A 17,354-nucleotide genomic window follows, 5' to 3' on the forward strand; every position below is an offset into this window, starting at 1 on the left:
GTACTGCCTTTTGCGGAAGTAGAAAAAGTGTAGCGCATAAAAAAGCCGAAGCAAAGTGCTTCGGCAGCGTTATCTTAAAGGAAACCTAAAATCAAATCAACTGATCCAATCTGTTCACCTTGCTTCTTAACCAATGGTCAGCAATTACCAAGGCAGCCATTGCCTCTACGATAGGTACAGCTCTTGGAACTACACAAGGATCGTGACGTCCTTTACCCGTGACAATCGCTGTATTCCCATCAGCATCCACACTTTCTTGGTCAATCATGATTGTGGCAACTGGCTTAAAGGCTACTTTGAAGTAGATATCCTCTCCATTTGAAATACCACCCTGAATACCGCCTGAGTGATTAGTAGCCGTACGGATATTCCCAGCTAGGTCTTGATAGAAAGCATCGTTGTGTTCAGAACCTTTCATCTTGGTACCCTCAAAACCACTTCCGTACTCAAAGCCTTTTACAGCGTTGATACTTAACATAGCCTTGCCAAGTTCTGCATGTAAACGATCAAAAATCGGCTCTCCCAGTCCGGCAGGAACTCCCTTGATCACACAGCTTACAATACCACCAATCGTATCTCTGTTCTTACGGATATTGTCAATCAGCTCTACCATCTGGTCAGCCTTCTGGGCATCAGGGCAACGGACAATATTCTGTTCTATTTGTGAGAAGTCAAGCTTGGAGTAATCGTCATCTACTTTGATGTTGCCAACTTCTGAAACATAAGCCTGAAATGAGATACCTGCTTTGGCTAGCAATTGTTTGGCCACTGCACCAGCGGCTACTCTTGCAGCTGTTTCACGAGCAGAACTTCTTCCTCCTCCACGGTAATCACGTACTCCATATTTCACATGATAGGTATAGTCAGCGTGAGACGGACGGAATTGGTCCTTGATGTGCGAATAGTCCTTGCTGCGTTGGTCTTCATTAAAGATGACCATGCTGATCGGTGTGCCTGTTGTCATGCCTTCAAAGACCCCAGAAAAGATTTCAACCTTGTCAGCTTCTTTACGCTGTGTCGTAATCTTTGACTGTCCCGGTCTTCGGCGGTCAAGCTCATTCTGGATGTCTGTTTCGCTCAGCTCCAAGCCAGCAGGACAGCCGTCAATTGTTACGCCGATTGCCTTGCCGTGTGATTCTCCAAAAGTGGTTATTTTGAATATTTGTCCAAGTGTATTCATTAGTAAGTGCTTTGACTGTTAGTTGACAAAACCTCAAAGATTGAGAGTCGTGTTTGTAAAGTTCAAAATAATCTGTCCAATATACTAGAAACTATTCATGTTTACGCATGGAAGGTTGTGAATGCCACGTTGAAATGGTGAAATTATTTTGCTGAAAATGCTCTTCATGTAAAAACTGTGGAGGCATCTTCACATGATGATACTGGCTGGGAACATTGTTTGAATGCTGTAAATCATTTAACAGCAGCTCAAATGCTTTTTCTCCGATACTGTGAGGTGATACATAAATTGGGTTCAATGGCTCTGAATCCTGATGAGGATTGTCAACCAAGCTAATTACTTTGATGTGTTGAGCCGCTAACTGTTGTAGAACATGCTGTATCCCATTTGCCAAAGAAGTGTTGTTGGTAATAATGGCTTCAAATGGGATCTCTTCTTTGAATAAGTAATGGGTATATTGGGCGCCAGTTTGAGCGTTTGCAAGTTCAAAAGAGGTGACCCATTCTTTTTTGACAGGAACATCACAATCTCTAAATGCCTGAAGGTAACCTTTCAAAAAATCAGGTTTTGCGTTTTTCTCCAAAAACAGAATCTGCGTGTATCCATCCGAAATCAGTTTTTTAGTGCTTTCATAGGCAATAGTGAAGTGGTCAGGAACGACAGTGTGCGCCTTGACAAAGGTTGTAGATGCCCTGTTAAAGAAAACAATCGGAATACCGGCGGCTTCAGCCTCGTAGAAATGAGTACAGTTTCCGTCTTCTTTTGCTATCGCCACCAAAAGACCATCCACCCTTCTGTTTATTAATGTTGAGGTATGGTGTGCCTCTAATGTAGTAGCCCCTTTCGACTCGCAAACGATTACTTGTAATTCAGCAAGGTTAGCCTGATATAGTATGCTACTGACCATCTTGGTATAGGGCAAAGCAGTAAGGTCAGGAACAATGACACCGATGAGTTTACTGGATTGCTGACGTAATCCTGCCGCAACTGCATTGGGGTGGTAATGGAGTTTTTTTGCGAGAGATAATACTTTTTTTCGGGTGGATTCACTTACATCTGGGTGTCCTTTTAAGGCTCTGGTAATGGTAGCGGTACTGACGCCCAATTGATGGGCCAAGTCTAAGATAGTAGTGTGTTTTTTCATATTCACCTTGAGTTTTGTTAACCTCTTTTCTTGGTATAACATTCATTTCACCATTTTTTATCACTTTTCTGTCCAATCGAAAGTTGGTTGTAATCGTTTACGGTAACGTTTACGTTGTTAAAGTACTGAATGTCAAATTGATAAGTGTTATTTTAACGGTTGATTGATTTAGGTAGGAAATTGATCATTAGGATTATTATTAGCTGTCAATCAGGTGAAAAACGATGTCAAACAACCAACAATCAACGCTATGAAATCTATAATAGCTACACTACTATCTTTAATGCTGTTAGCTGTACCTTGGAGCATCTATGCCCAAGATACAGGTAAGGTAATGGGTACAGTCGTGGATGATACAGGTACCCCACTTCCAGGCGCCAGTGTGGTCGTAAAAGGTACGGCAACAGGCGCAACAACAGATGTTGATGGACACTATACTATTGAAAATGCCCCTTCAGGGTCTCAAACAATTCAGGCATCCAGTGTCGGGTATGTTCGCTCAGAAAAGGATGTCACAGTACCTGCAGGAGGTACTGTTGAAGCCAACTTCAATCTTGAGGGAGACTTGATGGAGCTGGATAATGTAGTGGTAACCGGTGCGGTAAACCCTCAGTCAAAGCTGGAGTCCAGTGTGGCAATTACGTCTGTGGGGCTAAAGCAAATAGAGGACTATGCACCCCGTAACTTACCGGATTTATTGAAAGTGGTACCGGGTTTTTATGTAGAGAGTTCTGGAGGCGAAGCCAATGGTAACCTTTGGGCAAGGGGGATCCCTGCTGATGGTAGCTACCGCTATGTCGTGATGCAGGAAAATGGGATGCCTGTTTTCGAATCACCGGAATTAGCTTTTGGTAATGTGGACGTATTTGCCAGAGTAGACCAAAATATTGATAGAGTTGAAAACGTTCGGGGTGGTTCCAGTGCTATTTTCGCCAGCAATGCCCCGGGTGGTATTATCAACTTTATTGATAAGATGGGAGGTTTGGATTTTGAAGGCTCTTTCAAACAAACGATCAGTGATTTTGGAATGTCCAAGACGGAATTGGAGTTTGGAGGACCCTTGTCGGATAAAGTATTCTATCATATTGGAGGTTTTTACAGAGAAGATGATGGTATAAGGGAGCCAGACTTTACAGCCAACCGAGGTGGACAAATAAAAGCCAACCTCCGTTACGAGATGGATCGTGGATATGTGGTGGCAAGGGTAAAATACCTGAAGGATAGGGCAATTGCTTACTTGCCTATTCCAATGCAGAACCCCAATGACCCTGAAGAGTTACCGGGCTTTGATATCAACTTTGGGACCTTGACAGGTAATGATATGCGGATTATTCGCAATGTGACACCAACAGGTACTGAGGTCGTGGAAGATTTGGCAGATGGGATGAGTCCTAATGTATTTACAGCAGGAGGCGAGTTTCAGTATGACCTTGGTCGTGAGTGGGTAATTAAAGGTTACTTCAAAGCCAGTAATATCACTTCAGGCTTTAATGGTATTTTCCCGTTTGCCGGAGATATCCTTACCGCACAGGAGTTTGCTGATTCTAAAGGAATTTCTGCGCCACAATATAGTTATGCCAGAGGCTCACAGGCGGTTATTTCATCGGCTGATTTGGAAAACCTGAATGGCAATGGTCTGGTGACAGAGTTAGGTTGGTGGGCTGTAGACCTTAACTTGGATGATTATTCAAATAACCTATTGATCACCAAAACTATTGGCAACAATGAACTGACCGCAGGGTACTATACTTCCCATAGCCGAGTAGCAGGTAAATGGTGGTGGCACAATATCCTGACAGATGTCTCAGACCAACCACGGATGCTTAATCTGGTAGATGGTAACGCTGGAACATCCCTTACTATCAATGGCTTTACAAGGATTGGCTCAAACTACCAGAACTATGATTTCTTGACCAAAGTAAATGCCTTTTACTTGAATGATATCATCAAGTTAGGAAGCCTGAACCTTGATTTGGGAGTGAGGTACGAAAGAGGGGACATGACAGGTACGGTAGAGACTAATCGTTCTTATAACTATGATGAAGAAACCAGCTTTGGTGATCCTAATTCTCCGGCAGATGATGATGTCCTTTATGGAAGCAATGAATATCTCCCTGTCGAATTTGATTATGACAATTGGGCATGGTCAATTGGGGTGAACTATACTTTCACAGATCGCTTTGCGGTATTTGCCAGAGCCAGTCAAGGTTTTAGGGCTCCTGATGACTTGAATTTCAATTTCAATGTAGACCCAAGTGCTGATGGAGGTTTGTCTGACAATGTAATAGTGGAAGATATCTTTCAGTATGAATTGGGTACCAAACTCTCAAGCAAGAACTTTGGTCTCTTTGCAACGCTCTTCTTTAGCCAATTCAATGATGTACCATTCCAGGATCAGGTATTTAACCCAGATACAGGAGAGTTTGAAGGGCTGACAGAGTATGCCAAAAGTATTGGTTATGGTCTTGAGACAGAGTTCATCGGTAAGTTTGGTGGGGTAAATGTTAATGTCACCGCAACATTGCAGGACTTGCAGTACAAAGATTTTGAGCAGACTGTAGTTGTGGATGGTGAAGAACAGTTGTTAGACTTTGATGGAAACCAGATCAGAAGGATTCCTCAGTTTTATGGAACAGGACGGATTGCTTATACTTTTATAGAAGCGTTGACTGTCAGTGTAACGGGACAGTACTACAGTAAGCGTTATAGTGATGTCGCCAATTCATTTGAGCTGCCAGGCTATGGACAGATGAATGCTTCTATTGCTTATGATTTTGGAGACGTAACACTTGGTGTTTACGGAACCAACTTAACCAATTCAGCAGGGTTGACAGAAGGTAACCCAAGATCTGGTACCATTTTATCAGACTTTGGTAATACATTTTTTGCCAGACCGCTGTTAGGTAGGTCATTTACAGCATCCGTTTTGGTGGACTTCTAGTCTAAATACCAATCACAGTCGTTTAGCAGGCATTGATCTCTTATTGATTAATGCCTGCTTTTTTATGTTGAGATAAATTTTGACTAACAACCTGTTTAACGATGGCTTTTCTATGTATTACCCAATCATATAAAAGTGAAACTTTATTTCTGATTGGATTATTTAAAGTGAGGTTTGATTTAAAAGCGTATAAAAAAACACTCTAAGTTGTAACATTATTTACCTTCTCTAATGTTATGGGTAAAGCTTTTTCCCTTTTCACAAATTTTAAATAAACCTCTTCTTATTACACAAAATTCAAGGTGCTGTACATACAAATATCTATTTCACATAAATATAAGCACCATGAAAAAAGTAAACATTTTGCTGCTGATGGCGATATTCCTGATGGGAGTATCATTTACATCTTGTGACGATGATAGCAGTGATGGTATGTCCCCTGAGGAGGGAGAAACCAAGAACATTGCTGAGATTGTGGCAGGGAGCAGTAGTTTTAGTACGCTGTTAGCAGCATTGGAAAGAGTATCACTGACAGCCACTTTTCAAGATGAAAATGCAGACTACACTGTATTTGCTCCAACAGATGCTGCCTTTCAGGCATTATTGGATGCTGATAATGGTATCAACAGTTTGGATGATATTTCAGATGAAGAACTGACAACTGTACTGACCCACCATGTGGTACAAGGGAGTGTGATGGCATCAGACCTTTCAGACGGACAGGAATTGACCACCTTGGCAGGTACAAAGTTACTGGTTTCCATTGAAGGAGGTAATGTAATTGTAGGTGGAGGTGTAGTAGCCGAAGCTGATGTAGAGGCTAGCAACGGCATTATTCACGTTGTGAACTCAGTATTGTTGCCTGAAGAGCCAATGCCAACTATTGCAGAGCTGGTTACTGAAAACGAAAACTTCAGTACACTACTTTCTGCGCTTACTACAGCCAACCTTGCAGAAGTGTTTGCTGATGAGTCAGCTTCTTTTACAGTATTTGCCCCAGACAACGCAGCCTTTCAAGCCCTGTTGGATGCCGATAATGGCATCAATGCTTTGACAGACCTTTCAGCAGACCAGTTGGATAGAGTACTGAAGTTTCATGTAGTAGCAGGCAATGTGATGTCGTCAGATTTGACTGATGGGCAGATGGTTGAAACACTGTCAGGAGCCAAGCTTGAAGTGAAAATCATGGATGGGAATGTATATGTAGGTGGAGCCATGGTAACCACTCCTGATGTAGCAACAACCAATGGTACTATCCATATTGTAGGTGATGTGTTGTTGCCCAATACAATTCTGGATGTGGCTTTGGGAAGCGCAGCCTTTTCTGTATTGGTAGATGCGCTGAAACGTGTAGAGCTGGCAGGTATGTTTGGCGTGGACGGAGAAACGAAGTATACGGTGTTTGCTCCAGCAAATGCAGCCTTTCAAGCCTTGCTGGATGTCGATAATGGCATCAATGCTTTGACAGACCTTTCGGCAGACCAGTTGGATAGAGTACTGAAGTTTCATGTAGTAGCAGGCAATGTGATGTCGTCAGATTTGACTGATGGGCAGATGGTTGAAACACTGTCAGGAGCCAAGCTTGAAGTGAAAATCATGGATGGGAATGTATATGTAGGTGGAGCCATGGTAACCACTCCTGATGTAGCAACAACCAATGGTACTATCCATATTGTAGGTGATGTGTTGTTGCCCAATACAATTCTGGATGTGGCATTAGGCAATTCAGACTTCTCTATCTTGGTAGATGCGCTGAAACGTGTAGAGCTGGCAGGTATGTTTGGCGTGGACGGAGAAACGAAGTATACGGTGTTTGCCCCTACGAATGCAGCCTTTCAAGCCTTGCTGGATGTCGATAATGGTATCAACAGTTTGGATGATTTGACTGATGAGCAATTGATGGGTGTGTTGAAATATCATGTCGTAGGCGCTGAAGCGCTGTCAACGTCTCTTTCTGATGGACAAATGATCCAGACCTTAGAAGGTTCTGAAGTTACTGTGTCAATTGATGGCAGTACAGTTATGATAGATGGCGCTACTGTAGTGGCGGCTGATATCATGACAAGTAATGGAGTGATTCATGTGATTGATCAGGTGATTATACCTGCGGTTCAATAAGCATCATGACTTCTGTTCCCCAAACTAGTTAGATGAAAAAAGCGGCCTGGAAAATTCCGGGTCGCTTTTTAGATTCAAGGGTAATTAACGAACAATATAAGTCCCCGCCAATGGCTAGGCGGGGGGAGGATATTTGCTAGTTATTATTGGTTAAGGAAGCTCCTCCACCCAGTGCTTTGTAAAGCGTAATGATGGAATTGAGCTGTTGGTATTTGCTGTCAATCGTATTCAATTCTGAACTCAGTGCCTGATCACGGGCAACAAGTACTTCCAAATATGTAGTAGCACCGTTTTCCAAAAGGACTTCAGAGTATTTGGCTGCTTTACGAAGTGCATCCAACTCTTTTTCTTTGATGACTAACTTTTCAGTGGAAGTTTCATAGCTGTATAATGCATTGGATACTTCATTTCCGGCAGTCAGTAGTGACTGTTCGAAACGTAGTAGAGCCTGTTTTTGCTGTGCTTTTGCTACTTCCAGTCTGGTTTTATTCAACCTCTTGTTAAAGATCGGTTGTGTCAGACCTGCCACTAGGTTCGTGAAGATAGAACCTGGGTTGAACAGGTTGTCAATACCAAGACTTTGGTAACCACCCGTAGCTGTAATAGTAAGCGAAGGGTAGAAGCTGCTGCGTGCTACATTGGTTAGCTCAAATGCATTGACCAAGCCATATTCAGCAGCAGTAACGTCAGGTCTGTTTTGCAACAGTTGAGACGGTACACCGATACTCAAGTTTGTTTCAATTTGCTGGTCAGCCAATACACCTCTTTCAATCGCATGAGGAGCTTCACCAATCAGCAGACACAATGTGTTCTCAAGTACCCTTCTTTGACGTTTCAGGTCAACAAGAATGGCTTGGGAAGTGTACAGTTGTGCTTCATTCTGCTTAACAGATACTTCTGTTACATTTCCGGATGCTTTCAGGGAGTTAATTGTCTTGATACTCTTTTCCCTGTTGCTGACAGTTTCTTCCGTCACCTTGATTTGGGCATCCAAAGCCAGCAGTTGGTAATAAGAAGATGCGATGGAAGCAACCAGTTGTGTTTGGACAGCACGCTGTGCCGCTTCAGTCTGAAGGTATGAGGCATAAGCAGCACGTTTTTGGCTGCTTAGCTTACCCCAAATATCAATCTCCCAAGAAAGGTTTGCTGACAACTGGTACAGTTCAAGTACCGTTGTGTTAGACATACCTGTAATCTCACCAATCTGTGAATGCTCTGAGTTAGTGGTATAGGTAGCACTAGGTCCCAAAGAAACAGATGGCAGCAATGCAGCCTTACCTTGCTTGTAGTAAGACTGAGCTACATTGATGTTTTCAATTGCAATCTGGATATTCTGATTGTTTTGCAAACCAGAATCCAACAGTGTAAGCAGGTAAGGATCCGTAAAGAATTCACCCCATTGAATATTGGCAATGGATGTTGAATCATTTAATTGGATATCCTCAACACGGTATAGCTTACTAGTATCGAGTTGTGAGCCCTCATACTTCTTGGCCACAAAACATGATTGGGCCAACAAGGCTACTGAGACAGTAGCGAGTACTCGTAATATTTTATAGTTCATCAGTTTCATGCTTAATATTCTGCCAGTTGTTTTTCTGAAGAAGGGTTAACTGCTTCTTCCTTGTTTCCACTGATTTTTTCCTGTAGCCACTGGAACATGATAAACAGTACAGGGATAACAAACACACCCAGTAGCGTACCGATCAACATACCACCTGCTGCACCAGTACCGATCGAACGGTTACCAACAGCACCTACACCTGTGGCCATTGCCAAAGGCATCAGACCTAGGATAAAGGCAAAGGATGTCATCAGGATTGGACGCAGACGTGAAGTGGCTGCTTCCAGTGCTGAGTCTACTAGTGAAAGCCCCGCTTTTCGACGCTGTAGGGCAAACTCTACAATCAGGATGGCGTTCTTGGCCAATAGACCAACCAGCATGATCAGTGAAATCTGGAAGTAGATGTTGTTTTCCAGTCCCAGGAACTTGGTAGACAGGAATGCACCTGCAATACCTACCGGAAGTGACAGCAGTACTGACAATGGCAGTAGGTAGCTTTCGTATTGTGCCGCCAGCAGGAAGAATACGAACAGGATACTCAAACCAAAGATTAGAGGTGCTTCACCTGTTGAGTTAACCTCTTCACGAGTCAGACCTGAGTAGTCAATGTCATACCCTTTAGGAAGTACTTCCTTAGCTGTTTGCTCAATGATCTCAATCGCTTGGCTAGTACTGAAGCCTGGGTTCACCTGTCCGTTTACTGAAGCTGAGTTGTACAGGTTGAAACGGTTTACTGATTGAGGTCCATATACCTTATTCAGTGAAACGAATGATGTAATTGGCGCCATTTCACCTTTTGGTGTGCGCACAAAGATATTGTTTAGGTCATCCTTGCTGATACGGTCTTCAGGTGGAGCCTGAATGTATACACGGTACTGCTTACCAAAGCGGCTGAAGTCATTGACATAAGCACCACCCAAGTACATTTGCATGGTTGTCAAGATATCCCTTACTGCAAGTCCAGCTTCTTTTACTTTCGCTGTATTGACATCGATCATATACTGCGGGAAGTTGGTATTGAATGAAGAAGAAGCATACATGATCTCAGGACGCTGCATCAGTGCACCAAGCAGTGTTTTGGTATTCTTGTCAAGGTCTGTAAAGCTACCGCCTGTACGGTCCTGTACCTTGAACTCAAAACCACTGGCATTACCATAACCACGAATACTTGGTGGCGAGAAGAAAATCAACTTGGCATCAGGGAATTTGACTGAAAGACCAAATAGTCTACCGATGACACTTTTTACGTCAGTACCTGGTGCTTTTCTTTCTTCCCAGTTTTTCAGCTTGATGATACCCAAACTGTAAGAGCTACCAGCCCCTGAAAGGATACTGTAACCTGTTACAAACGAACGGCTTTCGATTACGTCGCTCATTTTCGCCAGCTCTTGGTCCAGTTGGTTGATTGTCTTCTGAGTACGGTCCAAAGATGAACCAGCAGGTGTCTCGATATTGGCAAAGATATAACCTCTGTCTTCATCAGGGATAAAGCCTGCAGGAGTTGTTTCACTTGCCCAGAAAGTTACCGCTACAGATGCTACCAGAATCGCAATTGTAATCCACTTCTTCTTGCTCAGAAAACTCAACGCATTTTTATACTTGTTAGTCGTTACTTCAAATGCAGTATTGAATGCTGTATAGAAGCGTTGTAACCCACCTTTAGGGGCGTGATCCTTATCATGCGTTTTCAGCAACAGGGCACAAAGCGCAGGGCTAAGTGTAAGGGCGTTTACCGCAGAAATCAGGATTGCGATAATCAGGGTGATACCAAACTGTGTATAGAACACACCAGTAGGACCTTGCATAAATGTCACTGGAATAAATACCGCAGACATTACCAATGTGATGGAAATGATGGCACCACTGATCTCGCTCATGGCTGTCAATGTTGCAGACTTGGCATTATCATAGCCCTCATCCAATTTGGCATGGACAGCTTCCACTACTACGATGGCGTCATCCACTACAATACCAATGGCTAGTACCAAGGCAAACAGTGTCAACAGGTTGATCGAGAACCCGAATACATACAGGAAGAAGAATGTACCGATAATCGCCACTGGAACCGCAATAGCTGGAATCAATGTCGAACGGAAATCCTGAAGGAAGATAAACACCACGATAAATACGAGGATAAATGCCTCAATCAGGGTGCTGATTACCTTACTGATGGATGCGTTCAAGAAGTCATTGGCATTTACGTTGATCTTGTATTTGATGCCGTCAGGTAACGTAGACTCTGTTTCTTTCAGCTTAGCCTCAATAGTCTCAATAATTTCCTTGGCATTGGAACCTGGTGTCTGGAAGATACCAAGGTTAATACCTGGATAACCATCCGCAATGGTTGTTGTACTGTATGAAAGTGCTTCTAGCTCTACATCAGCTACATCACCCAAACGAAGGTATTGACCATTGTCAAATGTCTTGATAATAATGTCTCTGTACTCTTCTTCTGTCTTAAGTCTACCTTTGTAACGTAAGGTGTATTCAAATGCATGACCAGCATTCTGACCCAATGCACCGGGAGCTGCTTCCAAACTTTGGTCGCTCAAGGCTGCACTTACATCAGCAGGTGTCAGGTTGTAGTTGGCAAGTTTCTCTGGTTTTACCCAAAGACGCATCGTATAGTTCTTAGCGCCAAACAGACGTACCTCACCTACACCATAGATCCTTTGTAGTTCTGGAACTACGTTGATGTTCAGGTAGTTTTGGATGAATTTCTCACCGTAGTCCTTGTTCTCAGAATAGAAAGCCAAGAACATCAGGGCACTGGTTTGCTGCTTCTGGGTGATTACACCTGTCTGCACTACTTCCTTAGGCAGCAAAGCGTTAGCTCTTGATACTCGGTTCTGTACGTTTACCGCTGCAATATCAGGGTCTATACCACCTTCAAAATATACCTGAATGGTAGCACTACCATCGTTACTGGCAGTGGAAGTCATGTAAGTCATACCTTCCACACCGTTGATTTGCTCTTCAATAGGAACCACCACACTTTCAAGAATCGTCTGTGAGTTGGCACCTGGATAACTGGCTGTCACCTGAACGGTTGGAGGGGCAATGTCTGGATACTCCGTTACCGGAAGCAAGTACATCCCCAAGCCACCCAAAATCACGATGATAATGGATACCACCGTAGACAGCACGGGTCTCTCTATAAATTTTTGTAACATGTTTCTAATTTTTCAGTAAGCTGGATGAAACCGTAGCTTAAAAAGTATTGACTAAACCGAATCAGTTTTTGAATACAGGCTTGATGTTGTTTGAAACCTGATCAAATGGTACAGCCTGTGGTACAATGGATACATTAGACTTCAACTTGCCTACACCTTCTGCCACAATCTTTTGTCCTGCTTCCAAGCCGGATTTAACCACTACAAGATTGTTTACCTCATCTGCTGGCTCAATGATAGTTCCCTTCACAGTATTGTCACTGTTGACAACATAGACATAAGTTTGACCTTGCATCTCATAAGTTGCCTGAGCAGGTACGACCACTGCATTTTTGTAAGTTTTAGGGATTCTGATCTGACCACTGCTACCACTTCTAAGAAGCTTTTCAGGGTTAGGGAATACTGCTCTAAAACTAATGGCACCTGTATTCGGGTTGATTTGTCCAGTTACTGTCTGGATTTTACCTGTATGAGAATAGGTACTTCCATCTGCTAGCATCAGTTCTACTGAAGGAATGTTCTTCAGCTTTTCATCCAATGATCCGCCTTCAGTATTTCTGGTGAATGCCAAAAACTCTTTTTCATTCATCGAGAAATAGGCATATACATTATCAATAGCTGAAACGGTAGTAAGCGGTTGAGTCTCTGTACGACCTACCAGTGTTCCTTGTCTGTAAGGAATTGTACCTACCACACCGTTTACAGGGCTTTTGATACGTGTATAGTCAATATTTTCAGAAACACTTCTGTAGTTGCTTTGTGCTTGAGCCAATTGAGACTTGGCAGAAGCCAATTGCGCTTTGGCTGTTTCCAGTTGGACTTCACTGATAATACCTTCTTCTACTAAAGGAACCAGTTTATCCACTTCAACCTGAGCTACATTCACTTGAGCTTTGGCTACCTCAATGGCTGATTTTGAGGCGTTAGCTTGTTGGCTAAGCGATTGAGTTTCCAGTTTGAAAAGTGTCTGACCTTTTTTAACTGTTTGTCCTTCATCTACAAATATCTGTTGGATATATCCGTCGATTTTGGCTCTGATTTCAATATTTTGAGTGCCTTCGATACTTACAGGGTAAGCATCAAAAGCTGTAATGTCTCGAGCTGGGGCTTCAGTTACTGGATAAGGCATAGCCTGCTGACCACCTGAAGGAGGAGCTTGGTTACTGGAGCAGCTGAAAAAGCTTGATGCAGCTCCTAGTACCAGAAGCGACATAGTAATACGCTTGATGTTCATAACTGTTTGTTAACTTTATTAAGGTTTAGTTGAGATTGAATCCTTTATTCGTGAAAAAACTTGAATTGCTTCATTCAAAAATGAGGTATATGCTGTCATAAACTTACTAGAAGACTCTGAGTACTCTTCTGGCTTTACTTTCTGCATTGCCTCTTTATATTCAATAAGCTGGTTGTGTAATGCTGCTTCTTCTTTAAAATGTGCGATCACCTCATTAATTCGGGAAATAAGTCTGTTTGGTGATATCACAAAGTATTTTTTTCGGTCACCTTCCTTTTGAAAGTAAGTAGCCATCTCAAGCTCTTCCAATTGGTGAAGGCTAGTGCAGATTGAACTTTTACTAGCACCTAACGATTTGATTAGCTGATCGAAAGTGGTTCCTTTTCCTCCTTCAATAATTAAGAGTGCAGCCATGCGACCACTCAATGGTGGAAGTGGAACGGTTCTGCTTAAAAAGCAACCTAACTGCTCAATTAACTTTTCTTTCTGCTCTTCTAATGTTCTTAAGTCTGTCATATCCATTCTATCTTGAATACAAAGATCAGACTTAGTTCGGTAACTACCGAACTAACTGGGTGAATGTTTGTTAATCATCAATTTAGAGTAATGAAAATCATTGGGTACAAACAGAATAGGAGTAGAGAAAAAGATTATTAAATGATGAAAGAATAGAGCTTATTAACTTGCGGGGAGTTCATTTGTTTGTCAGAAAATGAAAAGTTTTTAAAAAAATGAGTCTTTTTTTCTGATTGGTCTAAAGTAGGATAGGAAAGGATGGTTGACTGTTAAAAATAAAGGCTGTCAGGTTTAGGATCTGACAGCCTTTCGTGTTTTAGAAGCCTACTGAAAGACTTAAAGAAATATTCCTTCCCGGTCGGTAGATACCACCCCAATCAAGGTGCGTACGGTAGTAGGTGTCTAGCAAATTCTCGGCGGCGGCATTGACTTGCCAATGCGCGTTTTGCCATTGCCACTGGTAGCCGACTCTTAAGTTAAGGGTATGGTAGCTATCAGTTGCCTGTTCTCCAAATGCTTCACTTACCCGTTCCTGCTGGGCTGACCATTCCAATTCACCTTGTGTGTAGAACTTATTGTATTGGTAACGGAGTGCCGTTACCCACCTCAGTGGAAGCATCATTGGTAAAGGGTCTCCTTCACTGGTTTCTCCACGGGTGTACTGTAAAGTATTGACCGATTGCCAATGTTCATTGAATGTGACGTTGGCTTCTGCATTGATCCCTGCCATATAGGCATTCGGTACATTGATAAAACGTTTCACGCCTTTGGCTCCAACAGTCATGCGCATTAGGTTCGGGTCTACTTCTCCCATGATATAGTCAGTGAGGTAATGGTAGAAGATGTTTCCTTTCAGCATTAAAATACCTTTATGGAATTGTGTGCCTGCTGTAAACTGCCATGCCTTTTCATTTTCAATATCAGGGTTGCCGATGTAGTCGTAACCATCAAAGCGGTTGTAGAGATAGAAGCCATAAAGTTCTGTCACCGTCGGAAGCCTTGTGGTGTAGGCAGTCGTGAAATGAAGTTGCCAGTGGTTGCTTAGGTCGTAATCGAACCTGAGTGTAGGAGCTGCCAATATTCTTTTGTCTGCTTCAGTGATGCTGTAGTTCAACGTCTCGAACTGTTGCCTGCCAAACTCTGAGGTCATGTCTGTAGAAGCTGCATCTGTCCTTAGGCTTAACGTTGACATCCATCTTTTTCCCCAGTTGCTTTTCCACTGTACAAAAAGACCTGCAGCATTTCTTTTGGCATCTGGCCATGTCAGCATAAACATGGGCACACCTCCTTCATTGGGCGGATACATGGTCATCTCTGCCCTTACCTTATTTTGGTAAGCCTCAGCTTTGACAGTCAGGCTGTGTTGTTTCCATCGCCACATGCCTTCCGTCATCATGCCGTAAGTATCGCTCCATCCGGGCATGTCCATCCTGATTGGAACGTCAGGACGTTTGGAGTCATCCATGATGTGGGTGATATTGTTGCCATACACTTTAGCCTTGAAGTGATGGAAGTGTTCGGTGATCGCCATCTGCTCAAAGCCTATCCCGTAGATGCGGGCTTGTGCCTTGCTGACATCCATGGTCAGGGCAGGGTAGCCGACATCCCATGCGTCGTCGGTGACAAGTGACAAAGTGAGTTTTCTTTGATTACCTAAATCATAAAGGGCATGCAAGGCATGGTTCATCTTGCTGAACTGCGAGTAGAGTACCTCATTGCCGTTGCCATCTGTGTAGTTGCCGTGGTCACGATAGGTGCCCGAATAGCGGACGCCCAATTTTTTTCCAGAATAGTTGATGGCTCCCGTCATGTCCATACCATTGGAAACAGAGCAGTAACCTGTTGAAAGGTTTGCAGCCCACTGTTTTTCCTGATTGGTTTTAGCCTGCTTCAATAACATGTTAAGGCTTCCGCCAATGTTGGCGCCCTGCTTGTTTCCTTCCGCACCTGTACTGATCTCCAATGAATGCATGTTGCTCGTCTCTACATAAGAAGTGACGGGGTCCATGCGGTCAGTGCAGGCACCGAATATCTTCATGTCATCGATGGTGATATTGAGCTGCCCTGCCGAATAGCCATTGATCATCGGCTCCAAGGCGTAGTTGCCTCTTTTGATCAGTGCCACTTCACTGGTGCGGTTCAGGATCTGTTCCACAGAAGCCAGCTGGCTGTACTGATAAAAATTTAAGGCATTCTGTCCATAAGGGTCTGCAATCACTACCTCTTTCAGTTGAATGGTCTTGAGCGTATCGGGAAGAGGGGCGTGCTGTGCAGAGACAAAGGAGACAACCAAAGACAGCAGGACTGACAGTTGTAATGTCTTTATCATAATTGTGAGCTGTTAGATACTAGTTTCCCATACTGATTCAAGATTTCGATTAAACCTAAATCATACCTCAAGTAGTCGGGAGGTAGCTCTTCAATTAGTATGGAGAACCTAGACAAGAGATACAATGTCATATTGCATCTCTTGTCTCTGATCTTATGTCTTTATCTGTTCAATTAAAACTCAAGGTAGAAAGAGGCATCTGTTGCGTCTTCAGCCATGCTGTTCAGCAATACTTTTTCTCCGTCCATTACTTTTAGTTTTAATTCCCAGTCACCTGTCATGTTGAAGTTCACGGTGCCTTTGTAGTGACCGTCGCCCAATGCAATAGGGTTAACGTTGTTGGAAGAGCCATGTCCCATTGAAGGCATCCAAGGTTGGAATTCTACTGTCAGGTCATTGACAGGCATAAAACCGTTGTGCTCCATCTCCATACCTTCCATTGTGTCCATCGGCATCATCTTGTGTACCGTGATCACGATCTCGTTTGAACCCACCATTGGCTTGTCTTCCACAAAGTAGTAGGCAACAAAATATCTAGTGCCGTCAACTTCCTTTCTGATGATCGTCTGATACTGGGCATTGTCCTGTCCAGAAGCATAAGTCAGGTTCTTGTCAGATACCGTAATAGGCAGCATGATCTCATCTGTCATGTCATTGGCAGACACCGTTACATGCAAAGTCCATACACCTGTCTCTCCTGTGCTTGGCATAATGAAGTTGATGCCACCCTTGAAGAAGCCTTCTTCCATCAGTGTCGGTTGGTCAACAGGAGCAGCGTGCGAGTGAGTCATTTCACCCATCACCATATCCATCATCGGCATTAGCTTTACTTCAGCATTGGTCACCTGATTGCCGTCTGCATCAGTTAGCTCAGCAAAAAACTTGTTGTATCCTGCAAAAAGGTCTGCCTCACCTGACCGTAAATTCAAGGTCAATCCTGTGTTGCTCAACGTTTGCTCAGTCATTTGGTGGTAGCTAGCCAACGGTGACTCCTGAGGGGTTGCCTCGTCATTGTTGTCACAAGATGAAAGGATAAAAAGTGTTGCGATGATGGAGATAAAGAGATTCAGCTTTTTCATTCTAATTTTTTTTAAAAATAAGGTCATGTAAATGTCAGGTAGGGGCGGATGGACTCCTTTAGTTTGTGGTACAGGA

The 17,354-nt window shown here is 43.2% G+C and carries 10 protein-coding genes; 2 read left to right on the top strand and 8 right to left on the bottom strand.

Features of this window, described 5'->3' with window-relative positions:
- Window positions 1–91 precede the first annotated feature (91 nt).
- Both aroC and V6R21_RS30635 read right to left on the bottom strand, forming a co-directional pair.
- Entirely contained in the window at window positions 92–1,180 is a 1,089-nt protein-coding gene (gene aroC, locus V6R21_RS30630; RefSeq protein ID WP_334247297.1) for a chorismate synthase, read from the bottom strand.
- Window positions 1,181–1,271: 91 nt separating this feature from the next.
- On the bottom strand, window positions 1,272–2,324 hold the full coding sequence (locus V6R21_RS30635; RefSeq protein ID WP_334247298.1) for a LacI family DNA-binding transcriptional regulator: 1,053 nt from the start codon (window positions 2,322–2,324) through the stop codon (window positions 1,272–1,274).
- A 250-nt stretch (window positions 2,325–2,574) separates the two neighbouring features.
- Here V6R21_RS30635 and V6R21_RS30640 point away from each other — a divergent pair, with 250 nt between their 5' ends.
- Window positions 2,575–5,265 (top strand): TonB-dependent receptor, encoded by a 2,691-nt coding sequence (locus V6R21_RS30640; protein ID WP_334247299.1) that lies wholly within the window; start codon window positions 2,575–2,577, stop codon window positions 5,263–5,265.
- Window positions 5,266–5,610: 345 nt separating this feature from the next.
- Window positions 5,611–7,383 (top strand): fasciclin domain-containing protein, encoded by a 1,773-nt coding sequence (locus tag V6R21_RS30645; RefSeq protein WP_334247300.1) that lies wholly within the window; start codon window positions 5,611–5,613, stop codon window positions 7,381–7,383.
- Between the two features lie 136 nt (window positions 7,384–7,519).
- Here the strand turns inward: V6R21_RS30645 and V6R21_RS30650 are convergent, their stop codons facing one another.
- The 6 genes from V6R21_RS30650 to V6R21_RS30675 all read right to left on the bottom strand — a co-directional run bounded on the left by V6R21_RS30650 (window position 7,520) and on the right by V6R21_RS30675 (window position 17,278).
- Window positions 7,520–8,947: an efflux transporter outer membrane subunit gene (locus tag V6R21_RS30650; protein WP_334247301.1), complete on the bottom strand. Its 1,428-nt coding sequence runs from the start codon at window positions 8,945–8,947 to the stop codon at window positions 7,520–7,522.
- Between the two features lie 11 nt (window positions 8,948–8,958).
- Window positions 8,959–12,120: an efflux RND transporter permease subunit gene (locus V6R21_RS30655; RefSeq protein WP_334247302.1), complete on the bottom strand. Its 3,162-nt coding sequence runs from the start codon at window positions 12,118–12,120 to the stop codon at window positions 8,959–8,961.
- 61 nt (window positions 12,121–12,181) lie between these two features.
- Window positions 12,182–13,354, bottom strand: coding sequence for an efflux RND transporter periplasmic adaptor subunit (locus tag V6R21_RS30660; RefSeq protein ID WP_334247303.1), 1,173 nt, complete (start codon window positions 13,352–13,354; stop codon window positions 12,182–12,184).
- Between the two features lie 18 nt (window positions 13,355–13,372).
- The gene (locus V6R21_RS30665) at window positions 13,373–13,870 is read right to left on the bottom strand and encodes a GbsR/MarR family transcriptional regulator (RefSeq protein WP_334247304.1); all 498 of its coding nucleotides are present in this window, start codon (window positions 13,868–13,870) and stop codon (window positions 13,373–13,375) included.
- A 316-nt stretch (window positions 13,871–14,186) separates the two neighbouring features.
- Window positions 14,187–16,199 (bottom strand): TonB-dependent receptor, encoded by a 2,013-nt coding sequence (locus tag V6R21_RS30670; protein WP_334247305.1) that lies wholly within the window; start codon window positions 16,197–16,199, stop codon window positions 14,187–14,189.
- A gap of 173 nt (window positions 16,200–16,372) precedes the next feature.
- A complete protein-coding gene (locus tag V6R21_RS30675) occupies window positions 16,373–17,278 on the bottom strand; it encodes a FixH family protein (RefSeq protein WP_334247306.1) in 906 nt (301 codons plus the stop codon).
- Window positions 17,279–17,354: the final 76 nt, after the last annotated feature.

The sequence above is a fragment of the Limibacter armeniacum genome (assembly GCF_036880985.1).
Classification (GTDB): domain Bacteria; phylum Bacteroidota; class Bacteroidia; order Cytophagales; family Flammeovirgaceae; genus Limibacter; species Limibacter armeniacum.

What these genes read in the sequence shown, in the direction of transcription:
- aroC (WP_334247297.1), bottom strand. Translation starts at nt 1,180, where the DNA reads ATGAATACACTTGGACAAATATTCAAAATAACCACTTTTGGAGAATCA.
- V6R21_RS30635 (WP_334247298.1), bottom strand. Translation starts at nt 2,324, where the DNA reads ATGAAAAAACACACTACTATCTTAGACTTGGCCCATCAATTGGGCGTC.
- V6R21_RS30640 (WP_334247299.1), top strand. Translation starts at nt 2,575, where the DNA reads ATGAAATCTATAATAGCTACACTACTATCTTTAATGCTGTTAGCTGTA.
- V6R21_RS30645 (WP_334247300.1), top strand. Translation starts at nt 5,611, where the DNA reads ATGAAAAAAGTAAACATTTTGCTGCTGATGGCGATATTCCTGATGGGA.
- V6R21_RS30650 (WP_334247301.1), bottom strand. Translation starts at nt 8,947, where the DNA reads ATGAACTATAAAATATTACGAGTACTCGCTACTGTCTCAGTAGCCTTG.
- V6R21_RS30655 (WP_334247302.1), bottom strand. Translation starts at nt 12,120, where the DNA reads ATGTTACAAAAATTTATAGAGAGACCCGTGCTGTCTACGGTGGTATCC.
- V6R21_RS30660 (WP_334247303.1), bottom strand. Translation starts at nt 13,354, where the DNA reads ATGAACATCAAGCGTATTACTATGTCGCTTCTGGTACTAGGAGCTGCA.
- V6R21_RS30665 (WP_334247304.1), bottom strand. Translation starts at nt 13,870, where the DNA reads ATGACAGACTTAAGAACATTAGAAGAGCAGAAAGAAAAGTTAATTGAG.
- V6R21_RS30670 (WP_334247305.1), bottom strand. Translation starts at nt 16,199, where the DNA reads ATGATAAAGACATTACAACTGTCAGTCCTGCTGTCTTTGGTTGTCTCC.
- V6R21_RS30675 (WP_334247306.1), bottom strand. Translation starts at nt 17,278, where the DNA reads ATGAAAAAGCTGAATCTCTTTATCTCCATCATCGCAACACTTTTTATC.